The 18,054-nt window shown below is 66.1% G+C and carries 15 protein-coding genes; 9 read left to right on the plus strand and 6 right to left on the minus strand.

Annotation, left to right across the window (positions count from 1 at the left end; all coding sequences use genetic code 11):
- Both cydB and cydX read left to right on the plus strand, forming a co-directional pair.
- Complete coding sequence (cydB, locus tag ASB57_RS24395) at window positions 1-1,107, plus strand: cytochrome d ubiquinol oxidase subunit II (RefSeq protein WP_057654528.1); 1,107 nt, start codon at window positions 1-3, stop codon at window positions 1,105-1,107.
- A gap of 22 nt (window positions 1,108-1,129) precedes the next feature.
- Complete coding sequence (gene cydX, locus ASB57_RS30815; RefSeq protein WP_082621806.1) at window positions 1,130-1,228, plus strand: cytochrome bd-I oxidase subunit CydX; 99 nt, start codon at window positions 1,130-1,132, stop codon at window positions 1,226-1,228.
- A gap of 157 nt (window positions 1,229-1,385) precedes the next feature.
- On the opposite strand, the gene ASB57_RS24400 is transcribed toward cydX, so the two are convergent.
- The 3 genes from ASB57_RS24400 to hemF are packed head-to-tail and all read right to left on the minus strand — an operon-like array spanning window position 1,386 to window position 5,011.
- The gene (locus tag ASB57_RS24400; RefSeq protein ID WP_057654529.1) at window positions 1,386-2,453 is read right to left on the minus strand and encodes an Ldh family oxidoreductase; all 1,068 of its coding nucleotides are present in this window, start codon (window positions 2,451-2,453) and stop codon (window positions 1,386-1,388) included.
- Window positions 2,454-2,463: 10 nt separating this feature from the next.
- Window positions 2,464-3,957: a DASS family sodium-coupled anion symporter gene (locus ASB57_RS24405; RefSeq protein ID WP_057654530.1), complete on the minus strand. Its 1,494-nt coding sequence runs from the start codon at window positions 3,955-3,957 to the stop codon at window positions 2,464-2,466.
- A gap of 40 nt (window positions 3,958-3,997) precedes the next feature.
- The gene (gene hemF / locus ASB57_RS24410) at window positions 3,998-5,011 is read right to left on the minus strand and encodes an oxygen-dependent coproporphyrinogen oxidase (protein ID WP_082622062.1); all 1,014 of its coding nucleotides are present in this window, start codon (window positions 5,009-5,011) and stop codon (window positions 3,998-4,000) included.
- A gap of 417 nt (window positions 5,012-5,428) precedes the next feature.
- On the opposite strand from hemF, the gene ASB57_RS24415 reads away from it, so the two are divergent.
- On the plus strand, window positions 5,429-7,066 hold the full coding sequence (locus ASB57_RS24415) for a glucan biosynthesis protein (protein WP_057654531.1): 1,638 nt from the start codon (window positions 5,429-5,431) through the stop codon (window positions 7,064-7,066).
- A gap of 67 nt (window positions 7,067-7,133) precedes the next feature.
- On the opposite strand, the gene ASB57_RS24420 is transcribed toward ASB57_RS24415, so the two are convergent.
- Together ASB57_RS24420 and ASB57_RS24425 are read right to left on the minus strand one after the other, a co-directional pair.
- Complete coding sequence (locus ASB57_RS24420; protein WP_057654532.1) at window positions 7,134-8,732, minus strand: ATP-binding cassette domain-containing protein; 1,599 nt, start codon at window positions 8,730-8,732, stop codon at window positions 7,134-7,136.
- Window positions 8,729-10,633: an ABC transporter permease gene (locus tag ASB57_RS24425; protein WP_057654533.1), complete on the minus strand. Its 1,905-nt coding sequence runs from the start codon at window positions 10,631-10,633 to the stop codon at window positions 8,729-8,731. Before ASB57_RS24425 ends, ASB57_RS24420 begins: the two co-directional genes overlap by 4 nt.
- Window positions 10,634-10,868: 235 nt before the next feature.
- On the opposite strand from ASB57_RS24425, the gene ASB57_RS24430 reads away from it, so the two are divergent.
- Together ASB57_RS24430 and ASB57_RS24435 are read left to right on the plus strand one after the other, a co-directional pair.
- A complete protein-coding gene (locus ASB57_RS24430) occupies window positions 10,869-11,345 on the plus strand; it encodes a hypothetical protein (RefSeq protein WP_057654534.1) in 477 nt (158 codons plus the stop codon).
- 95 nt (window positions 11,346-11,440) lie between these two features.
- A complete protein-coding gene (locus ASB57_RS24435; protein WP_057654535.1) occupies window positions 11,441-12,052 on the plus strand; it encodes a superoxide dismutase in 612 nt (203 codons plus the stop codon).
- Window positions 12,053-12,192: 140 nt separating this feature from the next.
- On the opposite strand, the gene ASB57_RS24440 is transcribed toward ASB57_RS24435, so the two are convergent.
- Window positions 12,193-12,765 (minus strand): hypothetical protein, encoded by a 573-nt coding sequence (locus tag ASB57_RS24440; RefSeq protein WP_057654536.1) that lies wholly within the window; start codon window positions 12,763-12,765, stop codon window positions 12,193-12,195.
- A 247-nt stretch (window positions 12,766-13,012) separates the two neighbouring features.
- Here ASB57_RS24440 and ASB57_RS24445 point away from each other — a divergent pair, with 247 nt between their 5' ends.
- The 4 genes from ASB57_RS24445 to ASB57_RS31815 all read left to right on the plus strand — a co-directional run bounded on the left by ASB57_RS24445 (window position 13,013) and on the right by ASB57_RS31815 (window position 18,008).
- A complete protein-coding gene (locus ASB57_RS24445; protein WP_057654537.1) occupies window positions 13,013-13,831 on the plus strand; it encodes a metallophosphoesterase in 819 nt (272 codons plus the stop codon).
- 161 nt (window positions 13,832-13,992) lie between these two features.
- Window positions 13,993-14,970, plus strand: coding sequence for a tripartite tricarboxylate transporter substrate binding protein (locus tag ASB57_RS24450; RefSeq protein ID WP_057654538.1), 978 nt, complete (start codon window positions 13,993-13,995; stop codon window positions 14,968-14,970).
- A 68-nt stretch (window positions 14,971-15,038) separates the two neighbouring features.
- Complete coding sequence (locus ASB57_RS24455; RefSeq protein ID WP_057656410.1) at window positions 15,039-16,262, plus strand: alpha-hydroxy acid oxidase; 1,224 nt, start codon at window positions 15,039-15,041, stop codon at window positions 16,260-16,262.
- Window positions 16,263-16,385: 123 nt separating this feature from the next.
- On the plus strand, window positions 16,386-18,008 hold the full coding sequence (locus ASB57_RS31815; protein WP_057654539.1) for a methyl-accepting chemotaxis protein: 1,623 nt from the start codon (window positions 16,386-16,388) through the stop codon (window positions 18,006-18,008).
- Window positions 18,009-18,054 lie beyond the last annotated feature (46 nt).

Raw genomic sequence — 18,054 nt, forward strand, 5'->3', positions numbered from 1 at the left:
ATGTTCGATTACACCGTTTTGCAAGTGATCTGGTGGGCGCTGATCGGCACCCTCTTGATCGGTTTCGCCCTGACCGACGGCTTCGACATGGGGGCCTGCGTGCTGCTGCCCTTCGTGGCGCGCAACGATACGGAGCGGCGCGTGGTCGTGAATGCCGTGGGCGCCACCTGGGAAGGCAATCAGGTCTGGTTCGTCACCGCCGGCGGGGCCACGTTCGCGGCCTGGCCGCGCGTGTACGCCACGGCCTTCTCGGGTTTCTATATCGCCCTGCTGCTGGTGCTGTTCGCGCTGTTCTTCCGGCCGGTAGGCTTCGATTACCGCGGCAAGGTGTCGGACCCGCGCTGGCGCGGTTTCTGGGACTGGGCGCTGTTCGGCGGCAGCCTGGTGCCGGCCCTGGTGTTCGGCGTGGCTTTCGGCAATCTGCTGCAAGGCGTGCCGTTCGAGTTCGACGCGGATCTGCGGTCTACCTACACGGGCAGCTTCTTCGCCTTGCTGAATCCTTTTGCCTTGCTGTGCGGTCTGGTCAGCCTGTGCATGCTGGTGACGCATGGCGCCGCGCTGCTGCAGCTGAAGACCGATGGCGCCGTGCGGGCGCGGGCGGCAAGCGCGCAGCGCTGGGCCGGCATGGTGGGCCTGGTTCTCTTCGCGTTGGCGGGTACCTGGGTGGCGACGGCGCTCGTGGGGTTCCACGTGGATGACAACGGGACCGCCGCTGCGGCGGCAGGCGCATGGATGAACAACTATGCGCGTTGGCCGGCCATGTGGATCGCACCGGTGCTGGGCCTGGCAGGTCTGTTGGGCGCGGCGCTGTGGTCCGGCCGGCATTCGGGTACGGCGGGATTCCTCAGCTCCAGCGTGGCCATCATCGGCATCATCCTGACCGCCGGCTTCTCGCTGTTCCCCTTCATCATGCCGTCTTCCACCGATACCGCGCACAGCCTGACCGTGTGGAACGCCACGTCCAGTCGCCTGACCCTGGAAATCATGTTGTTCGCCGTGATCGTGTTCCTGCCCCTCATCCTGGTTTACACGAGCTGGGTCTACAAGGTCATGTTCGGCCGCGTGACCAGTCATGCGATTGAAGCCGACCAGCACACGCTGTATTGAATCGAATCAACGGGAGAATGATATGTGGTATTTCACTTGGGTATTGGGCCTGGCCGCTGCCGTCTTCTTCGGCATCATGAACGCCATGTGGCTGGAGCCTCGTCTGAAAGACAACGAGTGATAGAGTCCCCCCGTACCGCGCGGAGCGCGGAAGGAGGGTCCACCCCCGGGGCGCTACGCGCCACCCCCTCAAGGGGGCGACACCTGCGGACCGGGGGACCCGGCTCCGCGGTGTCCCTGATCGGGCACCGCTGCGAGTTCTCAGGAGTGCTTCTTTCTTATTCCGGCAGCGCGTCGGCCACGCCCAGCTCGGTGGCGGCCTGGACCAGCCCGTCCCAGTTCTTGCCTTCATAAGCCACGCTGTCCGCATTGGCCTGGCGGCTCAACGCTTCATACTCGCCGGGATACTGGACGGCGTCGACGCCGGGCTGGGGCGGGCAGGTGACCAGATAGTCGATGTACGCAGCAGTTTCCTGCAGGTACCAGGCCTGGTCGGCGATGGCCTTGGGGTCCAGCAGCAGCGCGAACAGGTTGTTGGCGGTGGCGCCTTCCCGCGCGGGAATCTTGCGCACCGTGCCGCCGCCGGACAGGACGCCGGCCAGCAACTCGGCGGCCAGCCCCAGGGCATAGCCTTTATGCGCCCCAAAGGGCAATAGCGCCCCGGGCGGATCCTCGAACATGACGGCGGCGTCCGTGGTGGGCCGTCCCTGGCTGTCGATCAGCGCCCCGGCCGGCGCGGGCTGGCCCGTCGCCGCGAGCACGCGCGCCTTGTTCAATGAGATGGCGCTGGTGGCCATGTCCAGCACGAAGGGCGGGCGGTCATCCGGCAGCGGCACCGCGATGCAAAGGGGATTGGTGGTCATGCGCGCCGCGCCGCCGCCGAAGGGCGCGACAGTCGGCTTGCGATTGGTGACGTTGGTGAAAGCCAGCAGCACCAGGCCCGCGGCAGCGGCCATTTCGCCATAGTGGCCCAGACGCCCCAGATGATGGGTATTGCGCAGGGTGAAAATGCACTGCCCCTGCTGGCCGGCAGTGGCGATGGCCTGCTCGAAAACCGCCTTGCCGACATACTGGCCCAGGCCGTTGTGGCCGTCGTAGGCCTGCAGCGCGCCGCCGCCTTGCGGCCCGGTACCCGACATCAGCTCAGGCCGGCCGTCGCCATTGACCAGCCCCGCCTGCAGGGCCTTGCAATACGTCGGCAGGATGGACAGCCCATGGCTGGCGTAGCCGGCCTGGTCGGCGCCGACCAGATGATCGGCAACGGCGGCGGCGATATCGTCGGGCACGCCTTGAGCGGCCAGGAGGCGCTGCCCCAGACGCAGCGCGTGGGGGATGGAAACCTTCATGGCGTTCTCCTCAGATCCAGCCCAGCCAGCGCCAATAGGTCGCGGCGAACAGAAGCATCAGCAAGTAACCCACGATGGTGATCACGATGCCGACTTTGGCGAACTGCCTTGCGTTGAAGGTATCCGTCCCCAGGCACACCATGTTTTGGGGCGCGTTGATGGGAAGCAGAAAGCCATAGCTGACGGTGAAACCGAGCAGCATGGTCATGCCGGGCCGGCTGAATTCCCCTGGCAGGGTGGTCAGCACGGAGATAAGTATGGGCAGCATGGCCGACGTCAGCGCGGTGGCGCTGGCGAAGCCCAGGTGAACCACGATCAGGAAAGCGGCCAGGATGGCGAACACCGCCACCGCGCCCACGCTGTCCAGGCCGGTGTGCAAGACCACCTGTTCGCCCAGCCATTTGCCGGCCTGGGTGGTCAACAAGGTCGTGCCCAGGCTGATCCCCACGCCGAAGACGATCACCGTGCCCCATGGGATGCGCGATTGCACGTCTTTCCATGTCATCACGCCGAAGCGGGGCAGCATCAGCAGCACCAGGCCGAAGTAGGTGGTGGCCGTGGTGTCATAGCGATGCAGCCGTCCTTCGGTGGCCCATGCCAGCAGCAGCAGGATGGACACGCCCATCAGGCGCTTCTGCGGGCCGGTCATCGGGCCCAGTTCGGCGAGCAGGCGGTCGATGCTCTCGCGTCCGCCCGCGATCTCGTTGGCTTCCGGCGGCAACAGCTTGAGGATGGTGACGATCAGCACCACGGACATGATGATGGCCCACGGCGCGCCGGCGATCAGCCAGTCCGCCCAGGTCACGCGCTGGCCCAGCATCTTGTCCATGAAACCTATGGTCAGCAGGTTTTGCGCGGCGGCGGTCTGGATGCCGACGTTCCAGATGCTGACCGCCTGCGCCACCACGATCATGATGCCCGCGGCTACGTTGGAGCGCTTCTCCACCGCGAAGGCGGTGATGATGCCCATCATGATGGGCACCACCGCGGCGCTCCGGGCCGTGGCGCTGGGGACGACCAGGCTCAGGATGATGGTCACGGCAATGCAGCCGATCAGGACCCGCCGCGTGCTGGTGCCTATCTTGGACAAGGTCAGCAGGGCGATGCGGCGGTCCAGGCCGGTATGGGTCATCGCCGCCGCGATGAACAGCGCGCCGCCGACCAGGGCCAGGGCCGGGTTGGCGAAGCCGGTCAGCGCCATGCTGATGGCGGCGGAGGTGCCGTATTCGACCGCGGGGTTTTGAATATTGGGCGAAGTGCCTATCAGGAAGGCGATCAGCGCCGTGATGATGATCGCGCTGGCCTCATAGGACACCGCTTCGGTGATCCACACCACGACGGCGAACGCCAGGATGGCCAGCATCCGGTGGCCCGCCACCGGCAGGTCCGCCGGCAGTGGGACCAGCAGGACCACGATCAGGGCAATGACGCCGGCCACCAGTCCCAGCGGGATGGCGGCTTTTGGCTTGGTTGCGGGGAGCGCCGAGGGGGCGGATGAAGGCATCACAATCTCCAGTTACGGACTGCGCCCCGGATCGGCAGGATCAAGACGGCAGCCCAGCGGTGGAATGGCGAAGAATGGCCTTGCGTGACGACTCAGGGGCGGACCGGGATTGCGGCGGCTGGGCGGCGACGGGCGTGCTGGCGAGCCAGTCGCGCCGCGGCAGGAAGACTTCCGTCAAGCGTGCTTCTTCCGAGTGGGCCTCTGGGCGCCAATCATAGCGCCACTTCGCGATGGGTGGCATGGACATCAGGATCGATTCGGTGCGCCCGCGGCTTTGCAGGCCGAACAGGGTGCCGCGGTCGATGATCAGGTTGAATTCCACGTAGCGGCCGCGCCGGAATTGTTGGAAATCCCGTTCGCGTTCGCCATAAGGCATGTGCCGGCGGACGGTGACGATGGGCAGGTAGGCGGCCAGGAAGGCATCGCCCACCGCGCGGGTCATGGCGAAGTCCTGCTGGAAGCCAAGGTCGTTGAAATCGTCGAAGAAGACGCCGCCGATGCCCCGCGCCTCATTGCGATGGGGCAGGTAGAAGTAGTCATCGCACCAGGTCTTGAAGCTGGGATAGAGATCGTCGCCGAAGGGCTCCAGGGCGTCGCGGCAGGTGGCGTGGAAATGGCGCGCGTCGTTCTCGTTGCCGTAGACCGGCGTCAGGTCCATGCCGCCGCCGAACCAGTACACCGGCGCCTGATCCACAGCGCCGCCGGTGGCGACGAACAGGCGCACGTTCATGTGGACCGTGGGGCAATAGGGGTTGCGCGGGTGCAGGACCAGGGACACGCCCATGGCCTCGAAGCCGCGGCCCTTCAAGCCGGGGCGCTGGTCGACGATGGCGCGCGGCAGGGTGTCGCCCTGCACGTGCGAGAAATTGACCCCGCCGCGTTCAAAGAAATCGCCGTCCTCGATGACGCAGCTGCGGCCGTGGCCGCACAGGGGGTCGGTGGCCGGCCGGTGCCAGGGATCGACCATGAAGGCCTTGCCGTCAAAGCCCTCCAGCGCGGAGACGATGCGATGTTGCAGTTCCAGGAAATAGGTTTTGACGGCTTCGGTGTCGATGGCTTGGCTCATGGCGGCTCCCACGGCGTGCCCCGTCCTGTCGCTATCGGAGCGCTGACGGAGCACGCTGGCGGGGCGGAATTACCCCTTTGCGCCAGTCTATGCATCTGGCGCCAAGCCGCATTGACCTTCGTCAAAGCGCCCCCCCCGTACCCGCTTACGCGGGCCCCCCAGGGGGCGACACCGGCGGACCGGGGGACCCGGATCCGCGGTGTCTGCGATCGGGGGCGGTCGTTGCGTCAGGTGTGCTAGATCCTCTTACGTTGGCTTTTTCGGGATGTCATCTTATGTTCTCAAATGAAAATCGCTGAATGTCGTATGCTTTAGCCACGCACGGATGCCGGCCGCCGCCACAGAGAATGACGACGCAGGCATCCGTTTTTATTAATCCGCACTTCCTGGCTCGCTTCGTTTTCCATGCATCGTAGAAAATTGCTGAAGGCCTTCACGGCCTTGACCGCCGCCACCGGCTTGCCCGCCGGCGCGCTATTCGCCGCTTCCGCCTACGCACAGGACCCCAGCAAACCAGGGACAGGCGCGAAATTCGATTTCAAGCAACTGCAGACGCGCGCGCGCGACCTGGCTGGCGAGACCTTCATCGACGGCCGCCAGAAACTGCCCGAGACGTTGTCCAAGATGACGCCGCAGCAGTTCAATGCCATCCAGTACGACCCCAAGCATTCCCTGTGGCAGGACGTGCACGGCAAGCTCGACGTGCAGTTTTTCCACGTCGGCATGGATTTCCGCCAGCCGGTGCGCATGCACGCCATCGATCCCAAGACCTCGGTGGTACGGGAAGTGCCGTTCCGGCCGGAGCTGTTCAACTACGCCGACAGCGGCGTGGACGTCAGCCAGCTCAAGGGCGACCTGGGTTTTTCGGGCCTGAAAGTGTTCAAGGCGCCGAACATCGCCAAGTACGACATCGTGTCCTTCCTGGGCGCCAGCTATTTCCGCGCGGTGGACAACACCGGGCAATACGGCCTGTCGGCGCGCGGCCTGGCGATCAACACCTACGCCGGCGTGCCCGAGGAATTCCCTCATTTCACCGAGTTCTGGTTCGAGACGCCGACGGCCAACGCCACCCGCTTCGTGCTGTACGCCTTGCTCGATTCGCTGAGCGCCACGGGCGCCTACCGCTTCGAGATCGATTGCCTGGCGGACCGCGTGGTGATGGACATCGACTCGTATATCTACGCGCGGCGCGACATCAAGCAACTGGGCATCACGCCGATGACCAGTATGTTCAGCTGCGGCGGCTATGAACGCCGCATGTGCGACACCATCCACCCCAACATCCATGATTCCGACCGCCTGTCGATGTGGCGCGGGGATGGCGAGTGGGTCTGCCGCCCCTTGAACAATCCCGAGCGCATCGCCTTCAGCACCTTCCAGGACGAAAACCCGCGCGGCTTCGGCCTGGTCCAGAGCAATCATGACTTCGCCACGTACCAGGACACCGTGGACTGGTACAGCCGTCGGCCCAGCCTGTGGGTGGAGCCCACCACGCAGTGGGGCAAGGGCACCGTGGACCTGATGGAGCTGCCCACCACGGGCGAGACCCTGGACAACATCGTGGCCTTCTGGAATCCGCAGGAGCCGGTCAAGGCGGGCGCGGAACTGCGCTTCGGCTACAAGCTGCACTGGGCCGCGCTGCCGCCGGTCAAGCCGACCCTGGCGCAAGTGCTGGCCACGCGGTCCGGCATGGGCGGTTTCCTGGAAGGCTGGGCGCCGGGCGAGCACTATCCCGACAAATGGGCGCGCCGCTTCGCCGTCGACTTCGTGGGCGGGCCCTTGCAAGGCATGGACAAGAACGAGCGTCTGGAGTCCGTGGTGACCGTCAGCCACGGCGAAGCCCGTGAGCAACAGATCTTCGCCTTGCATCCCGCCGTCGAGGGCTTCCGCGCGATGTTCGACTGGTATCCGACCAGCGATAGCGTCGATCCGGTCGAAATGCGCATGTTCATCCGCCGCATCAAGGACAAGAAGGTCTTGAGCGAAACCTGGCTGTATCAGTACTTCCCGCCGGCGCCGGACAAGCGCAAGTACCCGGCGTAAGCCGGGCGCCGCCGCAACGCCGCGGCAGCGGATGGGAAAGGCCCGCCTTCGGCGGGCCTTTTCATTTTCAAATGCCCAGCCAGGTCCGGCGCGCCTGTTCGTCGCCGGCCAGTTGCTGCATAGCCCCTTCGTAGCGGATACGGCCCTGGTCCAGGACATACGCCCGGTCCGCGACCAGGGCGGCGAAATGCAGGTTCTGCTCCGACAGCAGCACGCTGACCCCCTGGTCCTTGAGGGTCAGGATCATGGCGACCATCTGCTCGACCACCACCGGCGCCACGCCTTCCGACGGTTCGTCCAGCAGCACCAGATATGGGTTGCCCATGAGCGTGCGGGCCACCGTCAGCATCTGTTGCTCGCCCCCGCTCATCTGCCCGCCCGCGCGATCGCGCAGCGACGCCAGATGGGGAAAGCGGGCATACAGCTGCTCCGCGTCCCAGCCGGGCCCGGCCGTGCCGTCGGGCCAATGGCGCGGCGCCTGCCGGGCCAGGGCCAGATTCTCCGCGACCGTGAGGTCGGTGAAGATGCGGCGTTCTTCCGGCACGTAGCCCAGGCCCAGACGGGCGATCCGATGCGCGGCCTGCCTGCTGATGTCCTGGCCCATGAAGTCGACCTTGCCCTGGCTGGCGGGCAGCAGTCCCATCAGGGTCTTGATGGTGGTGGATTTGCCGGCGCCATTGCGTCCCATCAGGGCCACGACTTCACCCCGGCGGACCTCCAGATCGATGCCAAACAGCACCCGCGCCGCGCCATAGCCGCCATGCAGGTCGCGCACCCGCAGCAGCGGGGCGACCGAGCCAGTCACGTGCGCGCGACCCGGCGCGTTGTTGGAGACATCCCGCCGGTCGGGGTTTTCGGCCACATCATCCTGTGAGGCCTGCACCGCTGCCCCCGCGTCGCCGTCCGGCGCCCCTTCCTTGAAAGTCGTCCCGCTGCCGAAGTACACCGCCTGCGCCTGCGCATCATCCCGCACCTGTGCCGGCGTGCCCTGCGCGATCAGCTTGCCGCCGGCCAGCACCAGCAAACGGTCGGCATGGGCGAACACGACATCCATGCTGTGTTCGGTGAACAGCACGGCCATATCGCGTTCGCGCACCAGTCTTTGCGTCAACGCCATCAAGGCATGGCGTTCGGCCGGCGCCATGCCGGCCGTCGGTTCATCCATCAGCAGCAGGCGCGGCGCGCCGGCCAGGGCCATGGCCAGCTCCACCCGCTTGACGTCGCCATACGCCAGCTCGCTGCAAGGGCGCGCGGCCTGGGCCCGCATGCCCACCTGCTCCAGCAAGGCCAGGGCGTCGTCAGGGCGCGCCGCGCGGGCCGGCCGCCAACCGCGGAAGACCTTGCGATCGTGCGCCAGCAAGGCCATCTGCACGTTTTCCAGTACCGTCATGGCGGCGAACGTGGCCGCCACCTGAAACGTGCGCCCCACGCCCAGACGCGCGATCGCGCGGGGCGGCAAGCCGGTGATGGCGCGGCCATCCAGCCGCACCTGCCCCGCCGAGGGGCGCAACTGGCCGCCGATCATGTTGAAGGTGGTCGACTTGCCCGCCCCATTGGGGCCGATGAGGGCCAGCATCTCCCCCGCGTGCAGGTCGAAGCTGATCGCGTCGACCGCGCGCACTCCGCCGAACGAGCGCGCCAGGTCCCTCACTTCCAGCAGCGTCATGGCGTGGCCTCCACGCCTTTCTTGCCACGCGCGGCGCCCGTCAGGCGCGTCGCGTAGCCGGCGATGCCCCGCGGAAAGGCCAGCACCAGCAGCAGGATCGCCAGTCCCAGCAAGGCGCGCCAGTAATCCGTCGCGCGGATCGCCATGTCCTGCAGCACCGTGTAGACCGCCGCGCCCGTCAGCGGTCCGGCGAGCGTCTGCACGCCGCCCAGCAGCACCATCACCAGCGCATCGACCGACTTGCCTATGCCTGTCATGTCGGGGCCGATGCTGCCCTTGGAGAAAGCCGCCAGCGCGCCAGCCAGGCCGGCAAACGTGCCAGCCACCACGAAGGCCGTCCACTGCACGCGCTTGACGGCGATGCCGGCAGCTTCGGCCCGCAGCGGCGAATCGCGGCCGGCGCGCATGGCCAGGCCGAAGGGCGAGAACAGCAGGCGCCGCAGCACCACGGTGCTGCCGGCCACCAGGACCAGGGTCAGGTAGTAATACGCGTCACCGGCCAGGAAATCAGCGGGCCAGACGCCGACGATGCCGTTCGAGCCACCCGTGAAACCATCCCACTGGAACACCACGGACCAGACGATCTGGGCGAAAGCCAGGGTCAGCATGGCCAGGTATACGCCAGACAGGCGCACGCAGAACCAGCCGAACAGCAGCGCGCCCAGGCCGGCGACCAGGGGCGCCAGCGCCAGGGCCAAGGGCATGGGCAGGGCGGCCGCCTTGACCAGCAAGGCCGCGCCGTAAGCGCCCAGACCGAAATACGCGGCATGGCCGAAGGAATGCATCCCCGCGGGCCCCATGATGAAGTGCAGGCTCAAGGCATAGAGGGCCGCGATCAACACGTCCAGGGCCAGCACCGGCGCGTACGGAAACCAGGCTGTCAACAGCGGCAGCACGGCCAGGACCAGCAGGATGGCCAGGGCCAATCCCTTGACCAGCGGCGTGGCCGGCTGCAAAGGTGCCTCCGGTGGCGCCAGGTTGCGCGTGGCCCCCTGAGGCCGGCCGAACAGGCCCCAGGGCCGGAAGACCAGCACCAGCGCCATCACCGCGAATTCCGCGACCAGCGTCATCTTGGGAAAGACCAGGGCCACGCCCGCCACGTTGACCGTGCCCAGCCCGATGCACAAGGCCTTGATCTCCGCGATCAGCAGCGCGGCGGCATAGGCGCCGGGAATCGACCCCATGCCGCCTACCACCACGATGACGAAGGCTTCGCCGATCGCGCGCAGGTCCAGCCCCAGGCTGGCGGCCTCGCGCGGGAGTTGCACCGCGCCGCCCAGCCCTGCCAGCATGGCGCCCAGCGCGAAGACGCCGGTAAACAGCCAGGCCTGGTTGATACCCAGCGCGCCCAGCATCTCGCGGTCCTGGGTCGCGGCGCGGACCAGGGTGCCCCAGCGCGTACGGGTCAGCAGCAGCCACAGCAGCAGCAGGACCAGCGGCCCCAGCGCGATCAGTACCAGGTTGTAGACGGGGTAGAGACGGCCCAGCAGCGGGATGGCGCCGGTCAGGCCCGGCGCGCGGCGGCCCAGCAGATCCTCCGGTCCCCAGAGCCACAAGGTTGCGTCATTGATGATCAACACCAGGGCGAACGTCGCCAGCAACTGGAACAGCTCGGGTGCCCGATAGATCCGCCGCAGCAGGACCACTTCCAGCAGGGCGCCCACCGCGCCCACGGCCAGCGCGGCCAGCAGCACGCCGGTCCAGAAGCCCAGCGGAGTCGCGCCGATGCGCTCGACGATGGAGTAGGCCAGGTACAGGCCCACCATATAGAGCGATCCGTGCGCGAAGTTGACGATGCGGGTGACGCCGAAGATCAGCGACAGGCCCGCGGCGACGAGGAACAGCGAGGAAGCTTCGGCCAGGCCATTGAGCAACTGCGCCAGGAATCCCGTCAGATCCATGACCGGGCGATGAACATGATTTCCCCTAGATTTTTGTCGGCAACGCGCGGCTTTCGACACTGCCCAGGCGCGTTGCGTGCTGATGGACAAGTATACGGCCCCAGGTATCACGCCCCGGTCCCGACAACCCTGCTGCCTGTCAGGTTTGTAAAAGGACTAATTCTCGTTTGTATTAATATTCCTTAGGAGATTTCACATCCTCGCACCCACACTTTTTCCGGGAGCTTCCACGTCCATGCAGGCACTCACCTCGCATCTTTCCCTGGCCGGCGCACCGGGCGGCGGCCTTGCGCGTTGGCGCGGCGCCATTGCCCGTGGCAATCAGGCTTTCGAACAGGCGGACTATCGAGAGGCATTGGCGTTCTACCGGACGGCGCTGGCCCAGGCCGAGCAATTGCTGGGGGCTTGCGAGGATGTCGATGGCGCGCTCGCCGCGCTGGTGGTGGCGCATCACAACCTGGCCGATACCTGGCTGCGCCTGGGTAAGGATGAGGAGCGGGGTGAGCATCTGGCCGCCGCGCACGAGGTCCTTCACCGGCTGATGAGTGACGACACGATGCCGGCCAACTGGCGCGAGGCGGCCTTGCGGCACTGCCGCAATACCTTGGCTGAGTTGACCCGCTTCCTGGCGGTCTGCCCGGGCCATGCTCGGGCCCGTGCCGCCTATGCCTTGAACGCCGCGGCAGTCGCCGCGGGGACGGGGCCGCACTGAGTGGCGCAGTCTTTTTTGCTGAACCGTTTTTCGATCTGATTTTTACTGCCCGAACACACCGCTTCATTCCCGCGAACCCGCACTGGAGATTTGCCATGTCCTATACCTTGCCCAAGCTGCCCTACGCCTACGATGCGCTGGAACCGAACATCGACGCGCAGACCATGGAGATCCACTACACCAAGCACCACCAGACCTACATCAACAACGTGAATGCCGCGCTGGAGGGCGCGGGTCTGCCCTTTCCGCCCGTTGAAGAGCTGGTGGCCGGCATCGACAAGCTGCCGGAAGCCGTGCGTGGCGCGGTCCGCAACAATGGCGGCGGCCATGCCAACCACAGCCTGTTCTGGACGGTGATGTCGCCCAAGGGCGGCGGCAAGCCTTCGGGCAAGCTGGCGGCTGCCATCGACGCCGACGTCGGCGGTTTCGATGCCTTCAAGGAAGCCTTCACCAAGGCCGCCATTTCGCGCTTCGGCAGCGGCTGGGCCTGGCTCAGCGTGACGCCGCAGAAGAAGCTGGTGGTGGAAAGCACCGGCAACCAGGACAGCCCGCTGATGACCGGCAACACGCCGGTGCTGGGCCTGGACGTGTGGGAACACGCGTACTACCTGAAGTACCAGAACCGTCGTCCTGAATACATCAACGCGTTCTACAACGTGGTTGACTGGAACGAAGTCGCCCGTAGATACGAAGAAGCCGTGAAGTAGGTCCCCCTCGTACCGCGCGAAGCGCGGCCCCCCAGGGGGCGATACCAGCGGACTGGCAAAGCCAGCTCCGCGGTATCCGCGATAAAAAAAGGCCCGTGCTATGCACGGGCCTTTTCTTGGTTCTTATCCGCCGCAAGCGATCAGAGCAACGCCTGCAAGGTGCTCAACACATCGCTGGTCTGCGAACTGGCCGCCGAAGCCTGCACCGGCGCCGCCGCGGCGGTTTGCCCCAGTCCCACCGCCCCCGGCAATTGCCCGGTGGACGCCGCCTGCTTCAGGCGATCCTGCAATTGCTGGGTGATCTGGGCCTGTTCCTGCGGGCTCATCGCTTGGAACTGTTCCTTGGTAATGCCCATGCTCGACAGCATGGTGAAGAACATCTGTTGTGCCAGCGAAGACGACGTGTATTGACGCAGCTGATCCTCGGGCGTGGCGGCGGCAACGCTGGAATCGTCCAAGGTCGACGCGCTGGTCGAACCGATCGACATCGTGCCGATGCTGCTGGCGGATGCAGCCGTGGACGAGGACGCGGACACTTCGTCGGTATTGGCGGCGGTGGTCGATTGCACCTGCGTCTGCGCGCTTACGCCCAGCGCCTGGGACAGCTGCTGCTGGAAGCTGTCGCTGTTCTGCGCCTCGTCGGCACCGGTGATGCCGTGCTTGTGGCTGGAGAACAGATTCGCTTTAGGGATGATCAGGCCGAGATCGCTCATGGTGCCGCCTTGCGTGTCGCGCGCCGAGGGGGCGCTAGGTTGCCGTTATGGCCGCGATTATAGGGAGCGAACCAAGAAAAGTAGATGAAATTCGACCGCGCTTAGACTTGCGCTCGCTGACATTTTTGTAACGGCGACGTCCTGCTCAGCCCCTCCGCCGCGACGGGCGACCCGACCGCCGCGACGGCCCCGGCAGGGCCTGTACTATCCTTAAAGACGATCCCAGACCATCCCCCGCCCGCCGTCCATGCGCCTGCAACTCCTGTCCGACCTGCATCTGGAACATAACCACGACTTCGTGGCCACGCCCGCGCCGGGCGCGGACCTGTTGATACTCGCCGGCGATATCGGTTCCTGTCGGGGCAGCGAGCCGGCGGACATGGACACCCACGATTTCGCCCTGCGCCAGTTTTCGCCGCGGAACGGATGGCCAACGCCGGTGCTGTATCTGCCAGGCAATCATGAGTACGACCGGGTCGATTTCGATGCCGTCCATGCGCGCCTGCGCGCGCTGTGCGACGAGCTGGACATTCAATGGCTGGAACGCGAGACCCTGGTCGTGGACGGCGTGCGCTTCGTCGGCACTACCCTTTGGGCGGATTTCGACGCCCTGGCCACGCCCCGGGACACCATGAAGCAGGTGCTCGACAAACGCGGCAAGGCTTTTCGCGCGGCCGACTTCTACCTGGCCAAGGCCGCCACCGAGCGTGACGGCCAGCCCTTCATGGCCGAACAGATGCGCGCGCAGGCCCTGGCCTGCCAGGAATGGTTGCGTGCCGCCCTGGCGCAGCCGTTCGACGGCACCACCGTCGCCGTGACGCATTTCGCGCCCACGCTGGCCAGCGCCGACCCCCGCTATGGCGTGACGCCGGGCACCGCCGGCTTCTGCAACAGCCTGGACGAATTGCTGCCGCAGGCCGATCTGTGGCTGCACGGCCATCTGCATTGCGCCTTCGACTATGTGAAGGACGGCTGCCGCGTGGTCGCCAATCCGCTGGGCTATGAGGACAAGGGCGAGCAGGTGGGTTTCCAACCGCATTGCCTGATCGAAATTCCGGCCTCTTAGCAGCGCCGCGGTCCTCATACGCCGCTCAGGACCAGAGAAATCCGCAAGCACTGCCGACTGCTTGGTGAGTTTTCCTGATGATGTGGTCAAAAGAACTCGTCGTTCGTTCGGCCTGCTGCCGGTACGATAGACGGATTATTCGACTAATTAGGAGACTGAGCATGCGATCGTTCCTGCTGAACGGTGGCCGCGCCTTGCTGGCCGCCGTGGCAATGACCACGGCCCACACGGCACTGGCCGCGGAGTTCCCCGACAAACCCATCACCTTGATCGTCGGCAGTGCTCCAGGTGGATCGAACGATGTTTTCGCGCGCATGCTCGCCAGGCGGCTGGGCGATTCGATGAAGGCCACCATCGTGGTGGAGAACAAGCCCTCCGGCGGCGGCATTCTTGCCAACGTGCTGGTGGCCAAGGCGCCGGCTGACGGCTACACCCTGGCGGTGGTCTCGTCGACCTTCACCACCGGCGCCGCGGTGCGCGACAACCTTGGCTACGACCCGATCAAGAGCTTCACCCACGTCGCCATGCTGGCCAAGGGGCCGCTGCTGCTGACCGTGGGCAAGGACTCGCAGTTCAAGGACGTCCAGTCGCTGGTGGCCTATGCCAAGCAGCATCCGGACAAGCTGAATTACGGCTCGTCGGGGACGGGCAGCATCAACCAGTTCGCGTCGGAAATCTTCTGCGAAGCGGCCGGCATCAAGATGACGCACGTGCCCTACAAGGGCATGGGCCCGGCCACCAACGACCTGATGGGCGGGCAGATCCAGATGCTGGTCGCCAGCGCGCCTTCCATCCTGGGCCAGGTCAAGGGCGGCGCGGTGCGCGCGCTGGGCGTGACGGCGGCCGAGAAGTCGCCCATCGCGCCGGATCTGCCCGCGCTGGAGCAGGTCGGCTACAAAGGCAGTGCCGTGGACCTGTGGTGGGGCGTGATCGGCCCGGCCAATATGCCCAAGCCGGTGACCGACAAGCTCAACGCGGCCATCAACGTCGCCTTGAAGTCGCCCGAGATGAAGGAATTCTTCCTGAAGGAAGGCGCCGAGCCCGCGCCTGAGTCGCCCGCGCAATTCGGCACTTTCGTTTCCGAAGAGCTGACGCGCTGGAAGCAGATCGCGCAGGCCAAGGGCATCAAGGCGGACTGAGCCGCGTCCGCAACCAGTGGCCGCGCGGGTCGCGGCCACGCCTCATGCATGGAAGCACCGAAGGCATCATGGATACATCATCGTCGCCCGCCACCCTGCCTGTCGCCGCCAAGCCGGCCGCGCCGGCAGGGACACCCCGATCCCTGCGTCGCATTCTTTCGCTGGATGACCTGGAGCACTCGGCGCGCCGTTATCTGCCCGGGCCCATCTTCGCGTACGTGTCGGGCGGCTGTGAAAACAATCTCGCGCGCCATGACAACCGTGCGGTGTTCGACGAGTACCGCTTCGTCACCCGCATCCTCACCAGCACCTCCAAGCGCAGCCTGCGCACGCGCGTGCTGGGGGAAGACTGGGCCTTGCCCTTCGGCATCGCGCCGATGGGCATGAGCGCGCTGTCCGCGTATCAGGGCGATCTGGTGCAGACGCGCGCCGCGGCGCAAGCGGACATTCCGATGATCATGAGCGGATCTTCCCTGATCCCGCTGGAGCAGATCGTCCAGGCTTATCCCAGGGCCTGGTTCCAGGCATATGTGCCCGGCGAGCCGGCGCGCATCCTCGCCTTGATCGACCGGGTCGAGCGGGCGGGCTACGGCACCCTGGTCGTGACCGTCGACACGCCGGTCAGCGGCAATCGCGAGAACAATACCCGCGCCGGTTTCTCCTCGCCGCTGCGGCCCACCATGCGCCTGGCGTGGGATGGCGTGACGCATCCGCGCTGGCTGTTCGGCACCGCGCTGAAGACCCTGATGCGCCACGGCATGCCGCACTTCGAGAATTCGCAGGCCACGCGTGGCGCGCCCATGCTGTCGCGCAACGTCATGCGCGACTTCGGCGCGCGCGATCATCTGGACTGGAGCCACTTCGACCTGATCCGCCAGCGCTGGCGTGGCCGCCTGGTGATCAAGGGCGTACTGCATCCGCGCGACGCCGTGCTGGCGCGCGAGCATGGCGCCGACGCCATCATCGTGTCCAACCATGGCGGGCGTCAGCTGGATGGTGTGGCGTCCCCCATCCGGGTTTTGCCCGCCATCGTCGAAGCGCTGGGGCCGGACTATCCCGTCATGCTGGACAGCGGCATCCGCCGCGGCACCGATGTGCTGAAAGCGTTGGCGCTGGGCGCGCACTTCGTCTTCGTCGGCCGGCCCTTCAACTACGCGGGCGCCATTGCCGGGCAGGCTGGCGTGGCTCACGCCATCGAGATCCTGCGGCAGGAAGTGCATCGCAATATGGCCTTGCTGGGCATGAATACGCCGCGCGACCTGGATGCCAGTGAGCTGCTCACGGTGAAGTAGAGGGGCCCTCGGAGGAAATGCGTATTGTTCCTATCCGGGAAACAATTTGAGCTAATTTGCCCGATTGACCTTAACTTCTATCACCCCGATGTCGTAATCGAAACCGAATATCGGGAGTACGTAATGCTCAAGCAACTCAGCGTCCGGGTCATCCTGACCTCGGCCCTGGCCATTTTTTTCGTTCTGTTCGTCGCGCTCGGCGTGGGCGCCTACCTGCAGATCAATGACAACCGGCAAGCGATCAGCGTGCTGCTCGACACCAACGTGGTGCGGGCGGACGCGGCGCGCCAGATCGCGTCGGAGCTGCTGCGCGGGCGCCTGGCGGTCACCATCGCGCTGACGCAACTCAAGGACGGCGACAAGGCCACCGCGCAGCAGACCGCGGGCCGCAGCCAGGCCTATTCCAAGAGCGCCGACAAGTTGTCGGCCGCCTTGCAGGCGCGGCCGGATACCTCGGAGCAGGGCGCCCCGCTGTACCGGGACATGATGTCGTCCTACCAGGCTTACCGCAGCCAGGCCTATGAACCGCTGGTGGCCGCGGCCATGGCCGGTGACCTGGACGCGGCGCTGCGCCTGACCGAGCAGAAGGTCACGCCCATGGGCACCACCTTCACCAAGGCGATCAACGCCTATGCCGACTATGCGGCGCAGGTCGGCTCCACCATCGCCGCGGATGCTTCGCGCCATATCTCCACCACGTTGATGGTGGCGGCTTGCGCCGGTGTTTTCATCGTGCTGCTGATCGGCGGATTGTTCGTGATCTTCACCCGGACGGTGTTCAATCCCCTGCGCGAGGCGGGCCAGCTGTGCCATCGCATCGCCGAGGGCGACCTGACCAACCGCATCGATACGAGCGCCGGCACCGAGATCGGTCAGCTGCGGCGCGCGCTCAAGCATATGCAGGAAAGCCTGTCGCGCACGGTGGCCACGGTGCGCCAGAGCGTCAACGAGATCCACGGCGGCGCGCGCGAGATTTCCGCCGGCAACCACGACCTGTCCTCCCGCACGGAAGAACAGGCCGCTTCGCTGGAAGAAACCGCGGCCAGCATGGAGGAGCTGTCGTCCACCGTGCGGCAGAACGCCGACAACGCGCGCCAGGCCAACCAGATGGCGGTGGATGCGTCGGACGTGGCGCGGCGGGGCGGCACGGCCGTCGGCCAGGTGGTGGACACCATGCGCGATATTTCGGACAGCTCGCGCCGCATCGCCGAGATCGTCAGCGTGATCGACGGCATCGCCTTCCAGACCAACATCCTGGCCTTGAACGCGGCCGTGGAAGCGGCGCGCGCGGGCGAGCAGGGCAAGGGTTTTGCCGTGGTCGCCAGCGAAGTTCGTTCGCTAGCGCAGCGCAGTGGGCAGGCGGCCAAGGAGATCAAGACCCTGATCGACGACTCCAGCCATAAGGTGGCCATGGGCTCGAATCAGGTCGAGCATGCCGGCGCCACCATGCAGGAAATCGTCGGGTCGGTCCGTCGCGTGAGCGACATCGTCGGGGAAATCTCGGCGGCGTCGGAAGAACAGTCGCGCGGCATCCAGCAGGTCAACCAGGCCGTGACGCAGATGGACAGCACCACGCAGCAGAACGCGGCTTTGGTCGAAGAGGCCGCCGCGGCCGCCAATTCGCTGGAAGACCAGGCGCGCCGGCTGCAGGACGCCGTTGCCGTGTTCAAGCTGGCGACGCACGAGGTGATCGAGGTGGCGGCGGGGGCCTTGCCGGATGGCAGGGCCATGGCCTTGCCGGCTTGAGGACCTGAGGGCTCTGCGGCCCTGGGGCAGGTGGCTTTTATCCCAC

The organism is Bordetella sp. N, assembly GCF_001433395.1.
Taxonomy (GTDB): Bacteria; Pseudomonadota; Gammaproteobacteria; order Burkholderiales; family Burkholderiaceae_B; genus Bordetella_C.